This window comes from Halocynthiibacter namhaensis (assembly GCF_000812685.1).
Classification (GTDB): Bacteria; Pseudomonadota; Alphaproteobacteria; order Rhodobacterales; family Rhodobacteraceae; genus Halocynthiibacter; species Halocynthiibacter namhaensis.
In genome coordinates, this window is sequence record NZ_JWIF01000004.1 from 1 (window position 1) to 14,368 (window position 14,368).

Genomic DNA, 14,368 nt, shown 5'->3' on the forward strand with positions numbered 1-14,368 from the left:
GGTTGCAGTAATGCCTAACCAACATTCTTGATACCTCGACCGCTTTCCTGCGATCAGAGCGGACAAGTGTAGCTGCATATACTCGCCCGAAGATCGCATGAATTTCGAGAGCCAATTCCCAGAAGCGGGTGTCTTCAACTACGGCATCATAAACTTCAGCCAATTCTTCTTCTTTCGCAACGCTCAGATACCAAACAAAATTTCCTAACTCGTCGCGCAAATCATGAACGTCACCTTGTTCGTTTTGGCGATCAAACATCGCTTCGATCGATTTCAACAAAAGGTCAGTGTTTTTTCTTTTCATCACTAGCTCACGGGTTGGCTACACCGTTCCCATTGTCACCTGACACGCTGCCTAGGTCTACATAGAAATCGACCAACATAGCTGCCACCAAGCTACAAAACTTGGTGGCACGGCACGTCATCCGGTACATCAAGGACTGATCCTGTCGCTACGAGAAGCCGACATTGGCGAAGTTGCAGCGAAAGTCTGGAAAGTCCGCAATGCGGACTTTGGACCAAGACGTATCAAAGTGACTTCCGCGCCCGCAAGGCCGCTGAAATCGTGCCGTCGTCCAGGTAATCCAACTCGCCCCCCACAGGTACACCTTGGGCGAGCGAGGTGACCTTGATCCCACGTCCCTCAAGTTCATCTGCGATGTAATGCGCGGTGGTTTGGCCGTCGATTGTTGCATTCAGCGCGAGGATGACCTCGGTGATGTTTTCATCTTTTAGGCGGGTGGTCAGCTTGGGAATACCAAGGTCTTCCGGGCCAATCGCATCAAGGGCTGATAACGTCCCGCCCAATACATGATAGCGGCCTTTGAAAACCCGTGTGCGTTCCATTGCCCAGAGGTCGGCCACGTCTTCCACCACGCAAATTTCACCGGTGGCGCGTTTTTCAGAAGTGCAGATCTCACAACGTTCCGTGGTCCCAATATTACCGCAACTGATACATTCGCGCGCGGTTTCTGCGACCTGTTGCATTGCCCCGGACAAGGGTGTCAGAAGCAAGGCACGCTTTTTCACCAGATGCAGCACCGCACGCCTGGCAGAACGCGGACCAAGCCCAGGCAGTTTCGCCATAAGCTTGATCAGGTCTTCAATTTCGCGCGGTGCTTCTGACATTACATTCTTGGAATATCCAGGCCCGCAGGCAGGCCAAGGCTTTGCGTCAGCTCTTGCATTTCACGTTCAGAACGTTCTGATGCTTTGGCTTGCGCGTCTTTGATCGCAGCCAGGATCAAATCCTCAACAACTTCTTTTTCATCTGGGTTGAAGATGGACGGATCAATGTCCAAACCCGTCAATTCGCCCTTGGCTGTCGCGGTCGCTTTTACAAGGCCCGCGCCGCTTTCGCCAACCACGGTGAGGGTTGCCAAGCGTTCTTGCAACTCGCCCATCTTGGCTTGCATTTCCTGGGCTTTTTTCATCATTCCGGCCATGTCACCAAGACCACCAAGACCTTTAAGCATCGTATATTCCTTAGATTTCGGCCCGTTTAGGGCATTTGCGCGGTGGTATCGTGCCGCCGCGCATTGGGCAAGGGTCACTCGTCTTCAAACGGATCCCATTCGTCTTCCACTTCGGGCAGGGCTTCTGCCGCGACGGATTGCGCGAGCTCTTTCACAGTGCGGATTTTTGCAATCTTGGCACCTGGAAAGGTCGCGATCACAGCTTGATAAAGGGGGTGTGCCTCGGCTTCAGCTTTCAAAGCGTTGCTGGCGGCATTCTTCACCTCGTCGATGGTTTTGCCACCTCCATCAGACACAATGGAAACCGCCCAACGTGCGCCAGTGAATTGCTGTAACTTTTGCCCCAGAACCTGGGCCAGATCGTTTGGCGCGTCGTCTGTGGGTTGGAATTCAATGCGTCCGGGGCTGTAGCTGACGAGACGCACGAAACGTTCGACGTTCATCTGCAACACAGCATCCCGATGTGATCTGATCAATTCCACCACGTGAGAGAACTCTGGATAACGCGCGAGGGGGCTTTCCGTTTGCGGGGCCAGAGCCGTGACCGACCCGCCGCCACCCGAGGATGTCATCACCTGGGTGCTTGTTGAATGGGCGCTTGTCGTGTGGGCTGTGTTCCCAGCGGTTGATGCGCTGCCGCCCCCTGTAGGGGGTGGGCCGGATGGGGCAGGTGTGTTTTGTAACTTGCGGACAAGATCATCAGGCGTGGGCAGATCGGCGACATGGGTCATGCGGATCACGGCCATCTCGGCGGCCATCATTGCATTGGGCGCAGCTGCAACCTCTTCCAGTGATTTCAAAAGCATCTGCCACATGCGGGTCATGACGCGCATGGGCAGAGCCTCGGCCATGGTTTGACCGCGCATACGTTCGTCAGGGCCGACTGTTGGATCTTCGGCGGCTTCCGGGGTGATCTTGATCACAGAAACCCAATGGGTGATTTCCGCCAAGTCGCGCAGCACGGCCATCGGGTCTGCCCCATCAGCATATTGCGAAGACAGTTCGGTCAATGCGCCTGCTGCATCACCCTTCATGATCAGATCAAACAGATCCAACACACGCCCGCGATCCGCGAGGCCCAGCATGGCACGCACTTGTTCGGCGGTGGTTTCACCGGCTCCATGGGACAGGGCTTGGTCAAGCAAAGACATGGCGTCGCGCGCGGATCCTTCGGCTGCGCGGGTGATCAGTGCAAGCGCGTCATCACTGATTTTCCCGTCTTCTTTTGCCGCGATATCTTGAAGATGTGCGATCATCACCTCTGGTTCAATCCGACGCAGATCGAACCGCTGACAGCGAGACAGCACGGTAACCGGCACTTTGCGAATTTCGGTTGTCGCAAAGATGAATTTCACATGGGCGGGCGGTTCTTCAAGGGTCTTCAGCAGCGCGTTAAACGCACTGTTGGACAGCATGTGAACCTCATCGATGATGTAGATCTTATAACGCGCCGAGGCGGGTGCATAATGCACCGTATCCAACACGTTAGACCGGATGTCGTCAATCTTAGTCTGGCTTGCGCCATCCATTTCAATGACATCAACATGACGCCCTTCCATGATCGACACACAATGTTCACATTGACCGCAGGGCTCGGTTGTAGGCCCGCTGTTTCCGTCCAAGCCAATGCAGTTCATGCCCTTGGCGATGATCCGGGCGGTGGTGGTTTTACCAGTCCCGCGAATCCCTGTCATCATGAAGGCCTGCGCAATGCGGTCGGCTTCAAAGGCGTTTTTCAGGGTGCGCACCATGGCGTCCTGGCCTTTCAGGTCAGCAAAACTTGCCGGGCGGTACTTGCGCGCCAGTACCTGATAGCCGGTGTCTGTGGTCTCGGACATGTGCATTCCCTAGATCAAAATAATCAGCTTGCACAGACTACGTTGCCTGGTGCTTGGCGTCTAGTGACTGCACCCGATTTTATGGACCTATCCCTAGATTGATCATTGCGGGTGTTGGGGGGCCGTTTGTGTTTTTTCGACTTGGGGCGCCAAGATGCGTAGCGTCGCGATCGGATGTCGCAAATGGGATGGACGGACGCATTGCCACGCCCCTATCTGGGGCAATGAAAAACGAACCTACACGCACGCGACCAACGGAAAACATCCTTATGGGTGTGGCTTTGATGTTGGGGTTTTGCTTTACGGCACCCATGCTTGATGTGGCGGCGAAGCTTGCATCTGACAGCATCCCAGTAGGCCAGATTACGACGGCGCGTTTTGTTGTTCAATGTGTGTTGATGGCACCGTTCATTTGGATCATGAAATTGTCGTTGCACGTGCCGCGTGAATATTGGGGGGCATTGGTGTTACGCGCTGCGCTTTTGTTCTTTGCGACATTCTGTTTCATTGCGGCGATCCGTGTGATGCCTCTTGCCGATGCTTTGGCGATTGTTTTTGTCGAACCTTTTATCGTTTTGTTGGTCGGCAAGTTTTACCTTGGCGAAGATGTCGGCCCAAGACGCGTCGGGGCGGCTGTCGTTGGATTTGTCGGTGTTCTATTCGTGATCCAACCAAGCTTTGCGGTGTTTGGGGCGGTGGCGCTGTTCCCTTTGGGAACAGCCGTTGCCTTTGCATTCTACATTCTTGTGACCCGTGGATTGTCGCATAAGATTCATCCCGTCACCTTGCAATTCTATACCGGTTTGATCGCAAGTTTGATTTGTCTGCCTGTGATGATCTTTGGTCAGGGTTCTGGATCTGAACTGTTTGATCCGGTTTGGCCGACGGAGCTTGTTTGGGTCTGGCTGTTGGGCGTTGGGGTGTTTGCGACCATAAGTCATATGATGATGACCTATGCCTTGTCACTGGCCCCTTCAGCGACGCTTGCACCGATGCAATACTTGGAGCTTCCGGTGGCGACTGTGTTTGGGTATATGGTGTTCGGAGACTTCCCAAACGCGTTAAGCCAGATCGGGATTGGGATTATTATCAGCACTGGATTGTATATGATCCACCGTGAAAGAGTGACGGCCAAGCAGCTGGTTTCTGAGCGCGCAGCCCCACCAATTTAAGCTTCCAGGCCAACAAATATAATCTGATGCAGCTCTGGGCGCGGTATACCCATTGGGTTGCGTGGACTTTGTCCACGCCGTGGGGCGCGGCAGATCAGCGACGCTTTTTGTGCTTACCCTTGCGTGAGGCGGCTTCTTCGACCGAGCGACGTTGATCTCGGGTCGTGGCTTTGCCGCGAGAACGCGCGTCGTGCACGGTTTCTGTGTTTACCGCGTCTTCTTGCGCCAGTTTCTGCCAGCGATGCAAGCGGTCTGCGGTGAAATCACCTGCTTTGATCGCAGCCCCAATCGCACAACCGGGTTCCCCAGAATGCGCACAATTGCGAAATTTGCATTGGGTGGACAGGTCTTCCAAATCGGAAAACACGGCACTTAGCCCATCTTGGGCGTCCAGCAATTGCAATTCACGCATGCCCGGGGTGTCGATGATCCAACGCCCGTCTAACGCAGGGTACAGATTGCGGGTGGTGGTTGTGTGCCGCCCTTTCGCGTCGTCCTCACGGATGGCTGCCGTCAGTGGTCCGCCATCTTCGACACCGGTTAAGGCGTTAGTCAGGGTCGATTTTCCGACACCAGACGAGCCGAGCAAAGCGGCGGTTTCACCGATCTTCCAGTGATCCATCAACTGCGCAGCCGCGCTAGGATCTTTGGCATTCAGGGCAATCACAGCAAGGCCTGGCTGTAGTTCCAAGGCTTGTGCGACATAAGGCGCGGGGTCTTCCAAATCGGCCTTGGTCAGAACAACAACCGGCGTACAGCCTGCACCACAGGCCATCACAAGATAGCGTTCCAAACGGGCAGCGTTGAAGTCCGCATTGCAAGATGTAGTGATGAACAGCACGTCTACATTGGCGGCTATCAACTGACTGCGCGCATCATGTCCGGCCGCGCGGCGTGACAGCAGCGTTTTGCGATTTAGGACATGTTCGACGCGGTTATCAGATCGTGCCAAAACCCAATCACCAACAGCCAATTGCGACACGGGCATATCGGGGGGGGTGATCAGATCGACCGCGCCATCCACGCCAAGAGCCAAAACCACATCGCGGCGAACTTCGGATATACGCGCGGGGGTGAGGGTCTGGTCGAGTTCATTGAATTGTTCCGCAAAGAACGAGGACCAGCCGAGGCCAGTAAGAGAAGTAATATTAATCAGAGACATTGGTCTGCCTGTTTTATCAAAAACATGCCGCAACACGCACCGCTAATCGCGGGTCCGGGCGGCTGGTTTGCCGGCAGAAAATCGGTGCTGAAAACTTCAGACACACCCTGCCGGGAGCAAAGGTAATACAATCATCAAGTGCCCTCCTATGCGGGTGAAAATCAGGTGAGAGGCTGGACAACGACCCAAACGGGACTCGTTACGGCTGCTTCCTTCCGGATCTGACCGGGTTGGCGAGGCGTCCGCCCGCGCCAACCTCTCACCGCTGTATTTAGGGGATATGAATTTGAATGGCAAGCCCGCTTTGACATACGCATAAGCCCGCACGATGGCGGGCTTATGGATGATAATTATTGTGTTTGAGTTGGCATGAGGGCCAAGGTTGGCGACTTTATGCGCCGTAACGACCGACCTGATTTTCAATCAATTTGAGAGGTGCGCGTCGTTGTGATTTCGTGATGAGGGAGATCATATCATGTCCATTTGTATTTCGTTTGCTGTGACCAGTGAAACAAACTGAGCGCGAATTGAACATGTACTGAATTTGAAAGTTACGGGGAAATATGGTGATCAAATATCCAATCTACCTATATTTCCGCACTAATTATGAACTTGTCACGCAATATTAGTTCCGATTGTATCTAAATAGAGTTCAATTATCACAGATTGATTCGGATTTTCTTGAATTTGTATCAATTTTGAGCAATTGATGTAATTATAGAAGCCCCTGTTGGCCGATGGTGTGAGTGTATTTGACGTTAATAAACGTCAGGATTGGGAAGTATGGCAGGAAATTTGACTGGGACCTCAAGGGCAAACCCAACTGTGAGCGATATTCGAACGATTTTTCCGAATAATCTACGGAAGTTATGTGAACGTGCTGGGTCTGTGACGGGGATCGCCAATGAGTTGGGCATCAATCGCGCCCAATTCGTACGGTATATGAATGGGGAATCCAGCCCGCGCCCTGAAATACTTGAGAAGATTTGCCGTTATTTCGGTCTAGATGCACGTATTCTGCTGGAGCCGCTGGAGACTCTCAATCAGAACGAACCCAGGATTGAACGGGCCTTCGCTGAATCCAAAATGGATTTGGATGTGTTGATCAAGGACCCCGCAGGCTTGCCTGACGGATTTTACAAATATTGGAAGGTTCCGTTTACCTTCGGAGGGGCGATTTATGTGACATTGTCATATATCAAAACCGTCAATGGGGTTCGGCATATTAAGACAATCGATCACAGATATTTTTATCGCGATAAAGTTGTTGGCAAATATGCCTACCCCCTTAGAAGATGTGATGGTTTTTTGTTCTCGCACCCACATGGGCACAGCTTCCTGTTGACCTATGGTAAAAACAGGACAACGATTTTCGGGTATCTTGAACATTCCCATGGTTTCAACAGTCAGCTGTACGTCGGCTATACCGCGATCAGCAATCCCCAGAAACAGGGTGTGCGTCGGGTCAGTAATATTGTTTTCGAAAAGTTAGATATCAGTTGGTCAGAGGCCCTTGCTTTTGCGCGCAAGGAACCAAATTGGGCCATTGAGGATGTACACCCCAGCATCCGCGAATATCTCGAAAACGCGTGATCTCACCCCCTGCGAAGGATGCCTCGTGTTCAGGCTGCGTTTGGGCGCGTACCTGACGCGGGGGATGGTTGGGGCTGTGTGTGGATGTCAGATGGGGATCTCTGCAGTGGCTTCGATTTCGAGCAGGGCTTCATCTTCGACAAGGCCAGCTACGATGACCATGGTCATGGCGGGGAAGTTGCGTCCCAGCACCTTGCGATAGGTCTCGCCCACTTCACGTTGGCGCGCCAAATATTCCTTTTTGTCAACGACGTACCAGGTTAATCGGGTGATGTCAGACGCTGTTCCTCCGGCGGCCTCAACGACGTCCATGATGTTTTCCAAAGCCTGTTGCATCTGACCAATAAAGTCGTGGCTTTCGAAGGTTTGCTGTGCGGTCCATCCGATCTGTCCACCCACGTACAACGTGCCACTTGGGGTCAGGACCCCGTTTGCATAGCCCTTCGCCGGGGCCCATCCTGCGGGTTGAATAATTTTGTTGGTCATTGAGTGGTCTCCATTTCACGGTGAATACGCTTGCGCAGCGCATCCGGCCAAGGCTCTGATTTGCCCTGACTGTCTACATAAATAAGGGTTGCTTGAGCTGAAAAACGGGGCTCGTCGGCAGATTTTGCAGTCAAGTTAAGAGTAAGGCTGGCAGTGCCAACCTTTTGAACTTCAAGGGTAATCGTCAATTCATCACCCAGCCGCGAAGGTGCGGTGAAGCGTGTCTGGATCTGGCCTGTGGGCACGCCATTCTGAGGGTGAATATCTGCGAAAGAATGGCCAAGGCTTTCATCGAACCAAATTTCCACGGTGTCATTGATCATCTCAAAATATCGGGGATAGAAAACGATGCCAGCTGGGTCACAATGGCGGAATTTGATCTGCTGTTTGCGTATGAATGGCATGGTCAAACCCCAAGATATTTGTCGGTTAAATCGGTGGTCAGATCGGTCATTGATCCCATCCAGGCTGTGCTGCCTTTTTCCAAGATCACCGCACGATCAGCGACCTGCCGCAGTTCCCTGAGGGTTTTGTCGACCACCAAAATGGCCAAGCCGGTTTCAGTCTTAAGTCGATGAATTACAGCCCAGATTTCTTGACGCACAACGGGGGCAAGCCCTTCAGTTGCTTCGTCCAAAATCAGCAGACGCGGGTTTGTCATCAAGGCACGCCCAATGGCCAACATCTGTTGTTCCCCGCCGGAAAGCGTATTCGCCATTTGACTGCGGCGTTCCGTTAGACGTGGAAAAAACGCGCCTATGGTTTTGGTCGTCCAGTGGCCTGGGCGGGCCGTGGCGATTAGGTTTTCCTCGACCGTTAGATTGGGAAAACAACGCCGCCCCTCAGGCACAAGGCCAATTCCCAATTGCGCCGCCTTATGTGAGGGCAACTTGCCAAGGTCTTGGCCTGCAAATTCCAACACCCCGTCACGATGCTTTAACATCCGGCAGATTGTGCTGATGGTTGTGGTTTTACCCATGCCGTTGCGACCCATCAGGGCGAGAACTTCGCCTTCATTGATCGTAAAGTTGACGTCAAAAAGAGCTTGGGAGGCACCATAAAATGCGGTGAGGTTTTCAATCTTTAGCAATGTCATTACGTCTCCCCCTCATCACCCAGATAGGCTTCGCGCACCAAAGGGTTAGATCGAATGTCAGTTGGGGTACCAGAGGCGATGATACGACCGTAAACCAGAACAGATATTCGATCTGCCAGCGCAAAAACGGCATCCATATCATGTTCAACCAATAGGATCGGAGCTTCTTGTTTCAGGTCGCGCAGGAACCCGGTCAAACGTTCCGATCCGCCATGACCAAGACCCGCCATGGGTTCATCCATCAGAAAGGCTTTGGGCTTTTGTGTGAGGGCAACTGCGACTTCCAACTGGCGGCGCTCACCATGGGAAATCTCGCTGACGCGTTCGCCAGAACGATGGGCCAACCCAACTCGTTCTAGGGCAGATCTGGCGATCTCTAGCAGGGGCTTGTCCTTCATCACGGGATGCCAGAAACGCGATACGCGCCCATCAGATCCGAGGGCACCAAAAACAGTGTTTTGCAGCACTGTCATTTCCGGCGCGAGCTGGGAAATTTGAAACGTACGCCCAAGACCGAGGCGGGCCCGCGCGGGAGCCGCGAGGGATGTGATGTCTTGGCCTGCGAAATGAACCGACCCGCTGTCTGGCTTCAATCCACCTGCGATTTGATTGATCAATGTGGATTTTCCGGCCCCGTTCGGTCCGATCAGTGCGTGAATTTCACCCGATTTCAAGGACAGGGAAATATTGTCTGATGCTTTCAGCGCCCCGAAACTTTTTGAAATGGCGCGAACGTCGAGAATATCAGTCATGTGCGGCCTCGCGCTTTGTTAGAAGGCCAATCACTCCGCCGGGCGCAAACAGAACGACCATCAGCAACAGCAGGCCCAGGAAGATCTGCCAGTAATCTGAAACGCCGCCAAGGAAATGTTCCAACATGATATAGATCGCGGCGCCCACAAGCGGGGCAAACAAGCGCCCGGTGCCGCCAAGAATGACAAAAATCATAATCTCGCCCGAGGTGTGCCATGATAGCATCGTGGGGCTGACGAAACGGTTGAGATCAGCCGACACGGCTCCCGCGAGGCCACAGATCATTCCAGAGATTACAAAAGCAATTAGACGAATTTTATAGGGTGTTAACCCAACAGCCTGGGTGCGGGTTTCGTTCTGGCGGGTCGCTTGTAAGGCCATTCCAAAACGAGAATGTTCTAGACGCGAAGATAGAAAAATCACTGCGGTCAATATGGCGAAACACAGCGCAAAGAATTGTATCGGCACAAGCGTATTCAAGCCCGGGAAGTCGTTTCGTACATAGATAGATAACCCGTCTTCGCCGCCATACGCGGGCCAGGAGATTGCGAAGAAATAGATCATTTGCCCAAAAGCCAGGGTGATCATAATGAAATAGGCCCCATTGGTGCGCAGACTAAGGGCACCAATGGCAAGGGCGGCAATGCCTGACATGATAATCGCCAGGACCCAGATCACCGGCATGGATTTTGTGCCCTCAATCAGGAAAGGGGTTTCCATAATGGGCGCATAGCTTTGGGCGTGGCTTGCAAGAATGCCCATCGCATAGCCGCCAATTCCGAAAAACGCGGCGTGTCCAAGTGAAACCATTCCCCCCAGACCCAGCGCGATGTTCAGCCCGACACCGGCAAGGGCAAGCACGCAGATTTTGGTGGCCAGCGTGATTGTATAGATCTCGCCCATTTGCCAGGCAGCCAATGGCACGCCCAGAAACAACAGCCAAATTGCGGTGTTCAGATCTGTCTCTTTGATCATGATGCGCCTCCGAACAGGCCTTGGGGTTTGAAGATCAAAACCCCGGCCATGAGGATGTAGATCAACATGGATGCAAGCGATGATCCTATCGTGGTCGCGCTGGTGTTTTCCATGAAGGTTGCGAAAAACTGTGGCAGCAGGAACCGCCCTAATGTGTCGGTCATTCCGACAAGTATTGCACCGATCAAAGCGCCTTTCACCGATCCAATTCCGCCGATCACGATCACCACAAAAGCAAGGATCAAAACAGGTTCCCCCATGCCGATTTGCACCGATTGGATTGCGCCGACCAATGCGCCTGCCAGGCCTGCCAGGGCAGCCCCCAAGGCGAATACAATCGTATAGAGCCATGCGATATCAACGCCGAGGGCTGCAATCATTTCGCGATCGCTTTCGCCTGCTCGGATGCGGATACCAAGACGGGTCCGCGTGATGAGCAGGTAAAGCCCCAATGCCACCAGCAAACCCACGACAATGATCATCAGGCGGTAGGCCGGATATTGAATGCCAAGGGGCAAAGACACCGGGCCAGACAGCAAGTCCGGTACATCTAGGAACAATGGGAAAGACCCGAAAACCCAACGGGTGCCCTCGGAAAATATCAAGATCAGGGCGAAGGTTGCCAGAACTTGATCCAGGTGATCACGGGCGTATAGGCGACGAATGACAAGGGTTTCCACCAGAACACCTGCTGCGGCGGCCCCAGCAAGAGCCGCTCCCAGACCCAGCAAAAAAGACCCGGTGAAGGCGGCCACTGCAGCGCAGATAAAGCCACCAATCATATACAGTGACCCATGGGCAAGATTGATCAGCCCCATAACGCCAAACACGAGCGTCAGTCCGGCGGACATGAGAAAAAGCATCACCCCGAATTGCAGGCCGTTCAGCACCTGTTCGGCAAAAAGTGCCAGTGGCATGTTAGATTTCCTGTTCGCAGTCGTCATTATGTGGCCGGGCAACTGCGGTCGCCCGGCCTTGTGACTTTAGTTCAGTGAACAATCAGCCGCATAGGCATCGGCGTGGTTCTCTAGGCCCGTGCCAATGATACGGTTGGTGTAGACGTCACCTTCTTTGATGACTTCACGTACATAGATGTCTTGGATCGGGTGATGGTTGGACCCGAATTCAAAGTCACCACGTACAGATGCGAAATCGGCGGCCTCCAGGGCGGCCCGGAACGCATCCTGATCATCCACATCCGCCACATTCATAGCAGAGATAATCAGGTTCGCAGTGTCATAGCCTTGTGAGGCATACAGTGAAGGCAAACGTCCATACTCAGCCTGAAACGCTTCGACAAATGCGGCATTCGCAGCGTTATCGATGTCTTTGTTCCACTGACTGGTGTTCACCACACCAAGGGCCGCATCGCCAACTGCCTGCAAAATCCCCTGATCAAACGAGAAGGCCGGACCAACAACCGGAAGATCCACACCTGAAGCTGCATATTGCTTCAGAAATGCGATCCCCATGCCGCCGGGCAGGAAGAAATAGACACTATCTGCGCCAGAAGCGCGAATTTGTGCGATTTCAGCGGCATAATCCGTTTGGCCAAGCTGGGTGTAGATTTCGCCTGCAAGTTCGCCCTCATACATGCGTTTATACCCTGTCAAAGCATCCTGACCGGCGGGATAGTTTGGCGCGAGAATGAAGGAGTTCGCATATTCGGCGGAATTGGCGTAAGCGCCGGCAGCTTCATGCAGGTTGTCATTCTGCCACGCGACGTTGAAGTAATTCTCATGACAGCCACGACCCGCCAGCGCGGATGGGCCTGCATTGGGTGATAGGTAGAATTTCCCCTGCGCCGTGGCCGACGGCACAACGGCCATGGCAAGATTGGACCAGATGATGCCGGTCAGAATGTCCACGTCTTCGGATTGGATCATTTTATCGGCAAGTTGTACGGCGATGTCTGGTTTGCGTTGATCATCTTCGATCACCACTTCCAGATCGTCACGCCCGGCCATTTGGGTTGCCAACATAAATCCATCACGCACGTCAATTCCAAGACCGGCCCCCCCGCCGGACAATGTTGTGATCATGCCGACTTTCACGTCCGCGGTGGCCTGTGTCGCCATCAGTACGGCGGCGCTGGCCATCAGTGTTTTAAGTGCTTTCATCGTTTCCTCCCTTAGAATTACGCCCTCAGTTTGGGCTTTCATTCGTCTGTTGTCATCCGCTTTCTTTAAGCCTGAAGCGTTGTATTTTGCCTGTTTCTGTTTTGGGTAAGGCTGCAGTGAAGATCACAGAGCGTGGGTATTTGAACGGCGCGATCACCGCCTTCACATGATCCTGCAGTGCTTTGGTCATCGCATCACCTGCAACCGCATGTGCATTCAGCACAACATGGGCCTGAACGATGGATCCACGTGCGTCATCTGGCGCACCGATTACAGCGCATTCTGCCACATCCGGATGGGATAGAAGGGCTGCTTCCACCTCAGGCCCCGCGATATTATAACCGGATGAGATAATCATATCGTCATTGCGCGCGGCGAAATGCAGATAGCCATCTGCATCTTGCACAAAGCTATCGCCGGTTACGTTCCAACCCTTCAGCACATAACCCGACTGGCGGTCATCCGACATATATCGACACCCCGTTGGGCCACGAACCGCAAGCCGTCCAACCTCCCCCGTTGGGACGTCCTGCCCCGCGTCATCAATGACTTTCACCTCATAGCCCGTGACAGGTTTTCCCGTGCAAGCGGGACGATGATCATCAAAGCGGTTTGAGATAAAGATATGCAGCATTTCAGTCGCGCCAATACCGTCCAACATCGGTTTGCCGGTTTTGCGCATCCAGTCGTCATAGACGGGCTTGGGCAGGGTCTCCCCCGCTGAAACGGCGGCGCGCAGGCTGGATAGATCGGCGCCGTCCTCCATCGCGGCCAGCATCGCGCGATACGCGGTAGGGGCGGTGAAACAGACCGTTGCCTTATATTTCTCAATGATCTCAATCATGTTCGGGGGGCTGGCGTTTTCTAGCAATGTGGCTGCTGCGCCAAAGCGCAAAGGGAAAATCGCAAGCCCGCCAAGACCAAAAGTGAAGGCCAAAGGGGGGGACCCGATGAATATGTCAGACGGTTGCACATCCAAAACCTCACGTGCATATCCATCCGCGATGATCAATAAATCGCGGTGAAAATGCATGGTTGCCTTGGGATCACCCGTGGTGCCCGAGGTAAACCCCAGCAAGGCGACGTCGTCTTGGGACGTGGGGCAGGGGGTGAATTGCACCGGTTTTTCCAGCGCCAGCCGGTCAAGTTCGGCGTCATGATTTGAGGTGCCGTCAAAACCCGTAACCGCTTTCAGATAGGTGCTGTCTTTTGCGCAACCCGTCATTTCATCCATCAGGCGCGTGTCACATAGCGCATGGGTGATTTCTGCTTTGTCGACAATCTTCGCCAATTCCGTTGCGCGCAACATGGGCATGGTGTTGACAACCACCGCGCCGACCTTCGTCGCGGCCAGCCAGCAGGCCACCATCGCCGGATTATTGGCAGATCGGATCAAGACGCGATTGCCAGGCTTCACCCCCAAATCATCTTTCAGCGCATGGGCCAAACGGTTGGTCCAATCGGCAAGTTCCTTATAGGTGCGTCGCCGCCCGTTTCCGATCAAGGCAGTATGATCACCAAAGCCGCGTTCGACCATGGCGTCACATAATTCATGCCCGGCGTTCAGCTGATCCGGGTAGTCAAACCCATCCAGAAGGAACTCTGGCCAGTGATCCACGGGCGGCAGATTATCACGCGTGAAACTGTCCACATGCGCGCTTTCGCCTAACTTCGTCATTGCGTTTCCTCCCTTACAGT

The 14,368-nt window shown here is 53.6% G+C and carries 15 protein-coding genes and 1 other RNA gene; 2 read left to right on the forward strand and 14 right to left on the reverse strand.

Annotation, left to right across the window (positions count from 1 at the left end; translation table 11 throughout):
* The 4 genes from RJ38_RS00475 to RJ38_RS00490 all read right to left on the reverse strand — a co-directional run.
* The coding region (locus tag RJ38_RS00475; RefSeq protein ID WP_039016958.1) for a hypothetical protein at window positions 1-304 on the reverse strand (304 nt) is incomplete at its 3' end.
* Between the two features lie 224 nt (window positions 305-528).
* Window positions 529-1,128 (reverse strand): recombination mediator RecR, encoded by a 600-nt coding sequence (gene recR, locus RJ38_RS00480; RefSeq protein ID WP_039016959.1) that lies wholly within the window; start codon window positions 1,126-1,128, stop codon window positions 529-531.
* Window positions 1,128-1,475, reverse strand: a complete 348-nt coding sequence (locus RJ38_RS00485; protein ID WP_039016960.1) for a YbaB/EbfC family nucleoid-associated protein — start codon at window positions 1,473-1,475, stop codon at window positions 1,128-1,130. The genes recR and RJ38_RS00485 overlap by 1 nt, the downstream gene beginning before the upstream one ends.
* Before the next feature lie 74 nt (window positions 1,476-1,549).
* Complete coding sequence (locus tag RJ38_RS00490) at window positions 1,550-3,313, reverse strand: DNA polymerase III subunit gamma/tau (protein WP_039016961.1); 1,764 nt, start codon at window positions 3,311-3,313, stop codon at window positions 1,550-1,552.
* Between the two features lie 224 nt (window positions 3,314-3,537).
* Between RJ38_RS00490 and RJ38_RS00495 the strand changes: the two genes are divergently transcribed.
* Window positions 3,538-4,485: a DMT family transporter gene (locus RJ38_RS00495; RefSeq protein WP_039017001.1), complete on the forward strand. Its 948-nt coding sequence runs from the start codon at window positions 3,538-3,540 to the stop codon at window positions 4,483-4,485.
* Window positions 4,486-4,579: 94 nt separating this feature from the next.
* Here the strand turns inward: RJ38_RS00495 and rsgA are convergent, their stop codons facing one another.
* Both rsgA and ffs read right to left on the reverse strand, forming a co-directional pair.
* Window positions 4,580-5,647, reverse strand: a complete 1,068-nt coding sequence (gene rsgA, locus RJ38_RS00500; RefSeq protein WP_039016962.1) for a ribosome small subunit-dependent GTPase A — start codon at window positions 5,645-5,647, stop codon at window positions 4,580-4,582.
* 163 nt (window positions 5,648-5,810) lie between these two features.
* An RNA gene (gene ffs / locus RJ38_RS18365) (signal recognition particle sRNA small type) lies at window positions 5,811-5,909 on the reverse strand.
* Between the two features lie 563 nt (window positions 5,910-6,472).
* Between ffs and RJ38_RS00505 the strand changes: the two genes are divergently transcribed.
* Window positions 6,473-7,240 (forward strand): helix-turn-helix domain-containing protein, encoded by a 768-nt coding sequence (locus RJ38_RS00505; RefSeq protein WP_039016963.1) that lies wholly within the window; start codon window positions 6,473-6,475, stop codon window positions 7,238-7,240.
* An 87-nt stretch (window positions 7,241-7,327) separates the two neighbouring features.
* Here RJ38_RS00505 and RJ38_RS00510 read toward each other — a convergent pair whose 3' ends face one another.
* The 8 genes from RJ38_RS00510 to RJ38_RS00545 form a co-directional block, all read right to left on the reverse strand.
* On the reverse strand, window positions 7,328-7,726 hold the full coding sequence (locus RJ38_RS00510) for a RidA family protein (RefSeq protein WP_039016964.1): 399 nt from the start codon (window positions 7,724-7,726) through the stop codon (window positions 7,328-7,330).
* Window positions 7,723-8,130: an acyl-CoA thioesterase gene (locus RJ38_RS00515; RefSeq protein WP_039016965.1), complete on the reverse strand. Its 408-nt coding sequence runs from the start codon at window positions 8,128-8,130 to the stop codon at window positions 7,723-7,725. Before RJ38_RS00515 ends, RJ38_RS00510 begins: the two co-directional genes overlap by 4 nt.
* Window positions 8,131-8,132: 2 nt before the next feature.
* The gene (locus RJ38_RS00520; RefSeq protein ID WP_039016966.1) at window positions 8,133-8,822 is read right to left on the reverse strand and encodes an ABC transporter ATP-binding protein; all 690 of its coding nucleotides are present in this window, start codon (window positions 8,820-8,822) and stop codon (window positions 8,133-8,135) included.
* Window positions 8,822-9,574: an ABC transporter ATP-binding protein gene (locus RJ38_RS00525; protein WP_039016967.1), complete on the reverse strand. Its 753-nt coding sequence runs from the start codon at window positions 9,572-9,574 to the stop codon at window positions 8,822-8,824. The genes RJ38_RS00520 and RJ38_RS00525 overlap by 1 nt, the downstream gene beginning before the upstream one ends.
* Window positions 9,567-10,550 (reverse strand): branched-chain amino acid ABC transporter permease, encoded by a 984-nt coding sequence (locus RJ38_RS00530; RefSeq protein ID WP_039016968.1) that lies wholly within the window; start codon window positions 10,548-10,550, stop codon window positions 9,567-9,569. Before RJ38_RS00530 ends, RJ38_RS00525 begins: the two co-directional genes overlap by 8 nt.
* Entirely contained in the window at window positions 10,547-11,467 is a 921-nt protein-coding gene (locus tag RJ38_RS00535; protein WP_039016969.1) for a branched-chain amino acid ABC transporter permease, read from the reverse strand. Before RJ38_RS00535 ends, RJ38_RS00530 begins: the two co-directional genes overlap by 4 nt.
* Before the next feature lie 66 nt (window positions 11,468-11,533).
* Window positions 11,534-12,670 carry an ABC transporter substrate-binding protein gene (locus tag RJ38_RS00540; protein ID WP_039016970.1) on the reverse strand — a complete coding sequence of 379 codons (1,137 nt, stop codon included), beginning with the start codon at window positions 12,668-12,670 and terminating at the stop codon, window positions 11,534-11,536.
* Between the two features lie 52 nt (window positions 12,671-12,722).
* The gene (locus RJ38_RS00545) at window positions 12,723-14,348 is read right to left on the reverse strand and encodes an AMP-binding protein (RefSeq protein WP_039016971.1); all 1,626 of its coding nucleotides are present in this window, start codon (window positions 14,346-14,348) and stop codon (window positions 12,723-12,725) included.
* Between the last annotated feature and the right edge of the window lie 20 nt (window positions 14,349-14,368).

Excerpts from the sequence above, each read along its gene's own strand:
- recR (WP_039016959.1), bottom strand. The coding sequence starts at position 1,128 with ATGTCAGAAGCACCGCGCGAAATTGAAGACCTGATCAAGCTTATGGCG.
- RJ38_RS00485 (WP_039016960.1), bottom strand. The coding sequence starts at position 1,475 with ATGCTTAAAGGTCTTGGTGGTCTTGGTGACATGGCCGGAATGATGAAA.
- RJ38_RS00490 (WP_039016961.1), bottom strand. The coding sequence starts at position 3,313 with ATGTCCGAGACCACAGACACCGGCTATCAGGTACTGGCGCGCAAGTAC.
- RJ38_RS00495 (WP_039017001.1), top strand. The coding sequence starts at position 3,538 with ATGAAAAACGAACCTACACGCACGCGACCAACGGAAAACATCCTTATG.
- rsgA (WP_039016962.1), bottom strand. The coding sequence starts at position 5,647 with ATGTCTCTGATTAATATTACTTCTCTTACTGGCCTCGGCTGGTCCTCG.
- RJ38_RS00510 (WP_039016964.1), bottom strand. The coding sequence starts at position 7,726 with ATGACCAACAAAATTATTCAACCCGCAGGATGGGCCCCGGCGAAGGGC.
- RJ38_RS00515 (WP_039016965.1), bottom strand. The coding sequence starts at position 8,130 with ATGCCATTCATACGCAAACAGCAGATCAAATTCCGCCATTGTGACCCA.
- RJ38_RS00520 (WP_039016966.1), bottom strand. The coding sequence starts at position 8,822 with ATGACATTGCTAAAGATTGAAAACCTCACCGCATTTTATGGTGCCTCC.
- RJ38_RS00525 (WP_039016967.1), bottom strand. The coding sequence starts at position 9,574 with ATGACTGATATTCTCGACGTTCGCGCCATTTCAAAAAGTTTCGGGGCG.
- RJ38_RS00530 (WP_039016968.1), bottom strand. The coding sequence starts at position 10,550 with ATGATCAAAGAGACAGATCTGAACACCGCAATTTGGCTGTTGTTTCTG.
- RJ38_RS00535 (WP_039016969.1), bottom strand. The coding sequence starts at position 11,467 with ATGCCACTGGCACTTTTTGCCGAACAGGTGCTGAACGGCCTGCAATTC.
- RJ38_RS00540 (WP_039016970.1), bottom strand. The coding sequence starts at position 12,670 with ATGAAAGCACTTAAAACACTGATGGCCAGCGCCGCCGTACTGATGGCG.
- RJ38_RS00545 (WP_039016971.1), bottom strand. The coding sequence starts at position 14,348 with ATGACGAAGTTAGGCGAAAGCGCGCATGTGGACAGTTTCACGCGTGAT.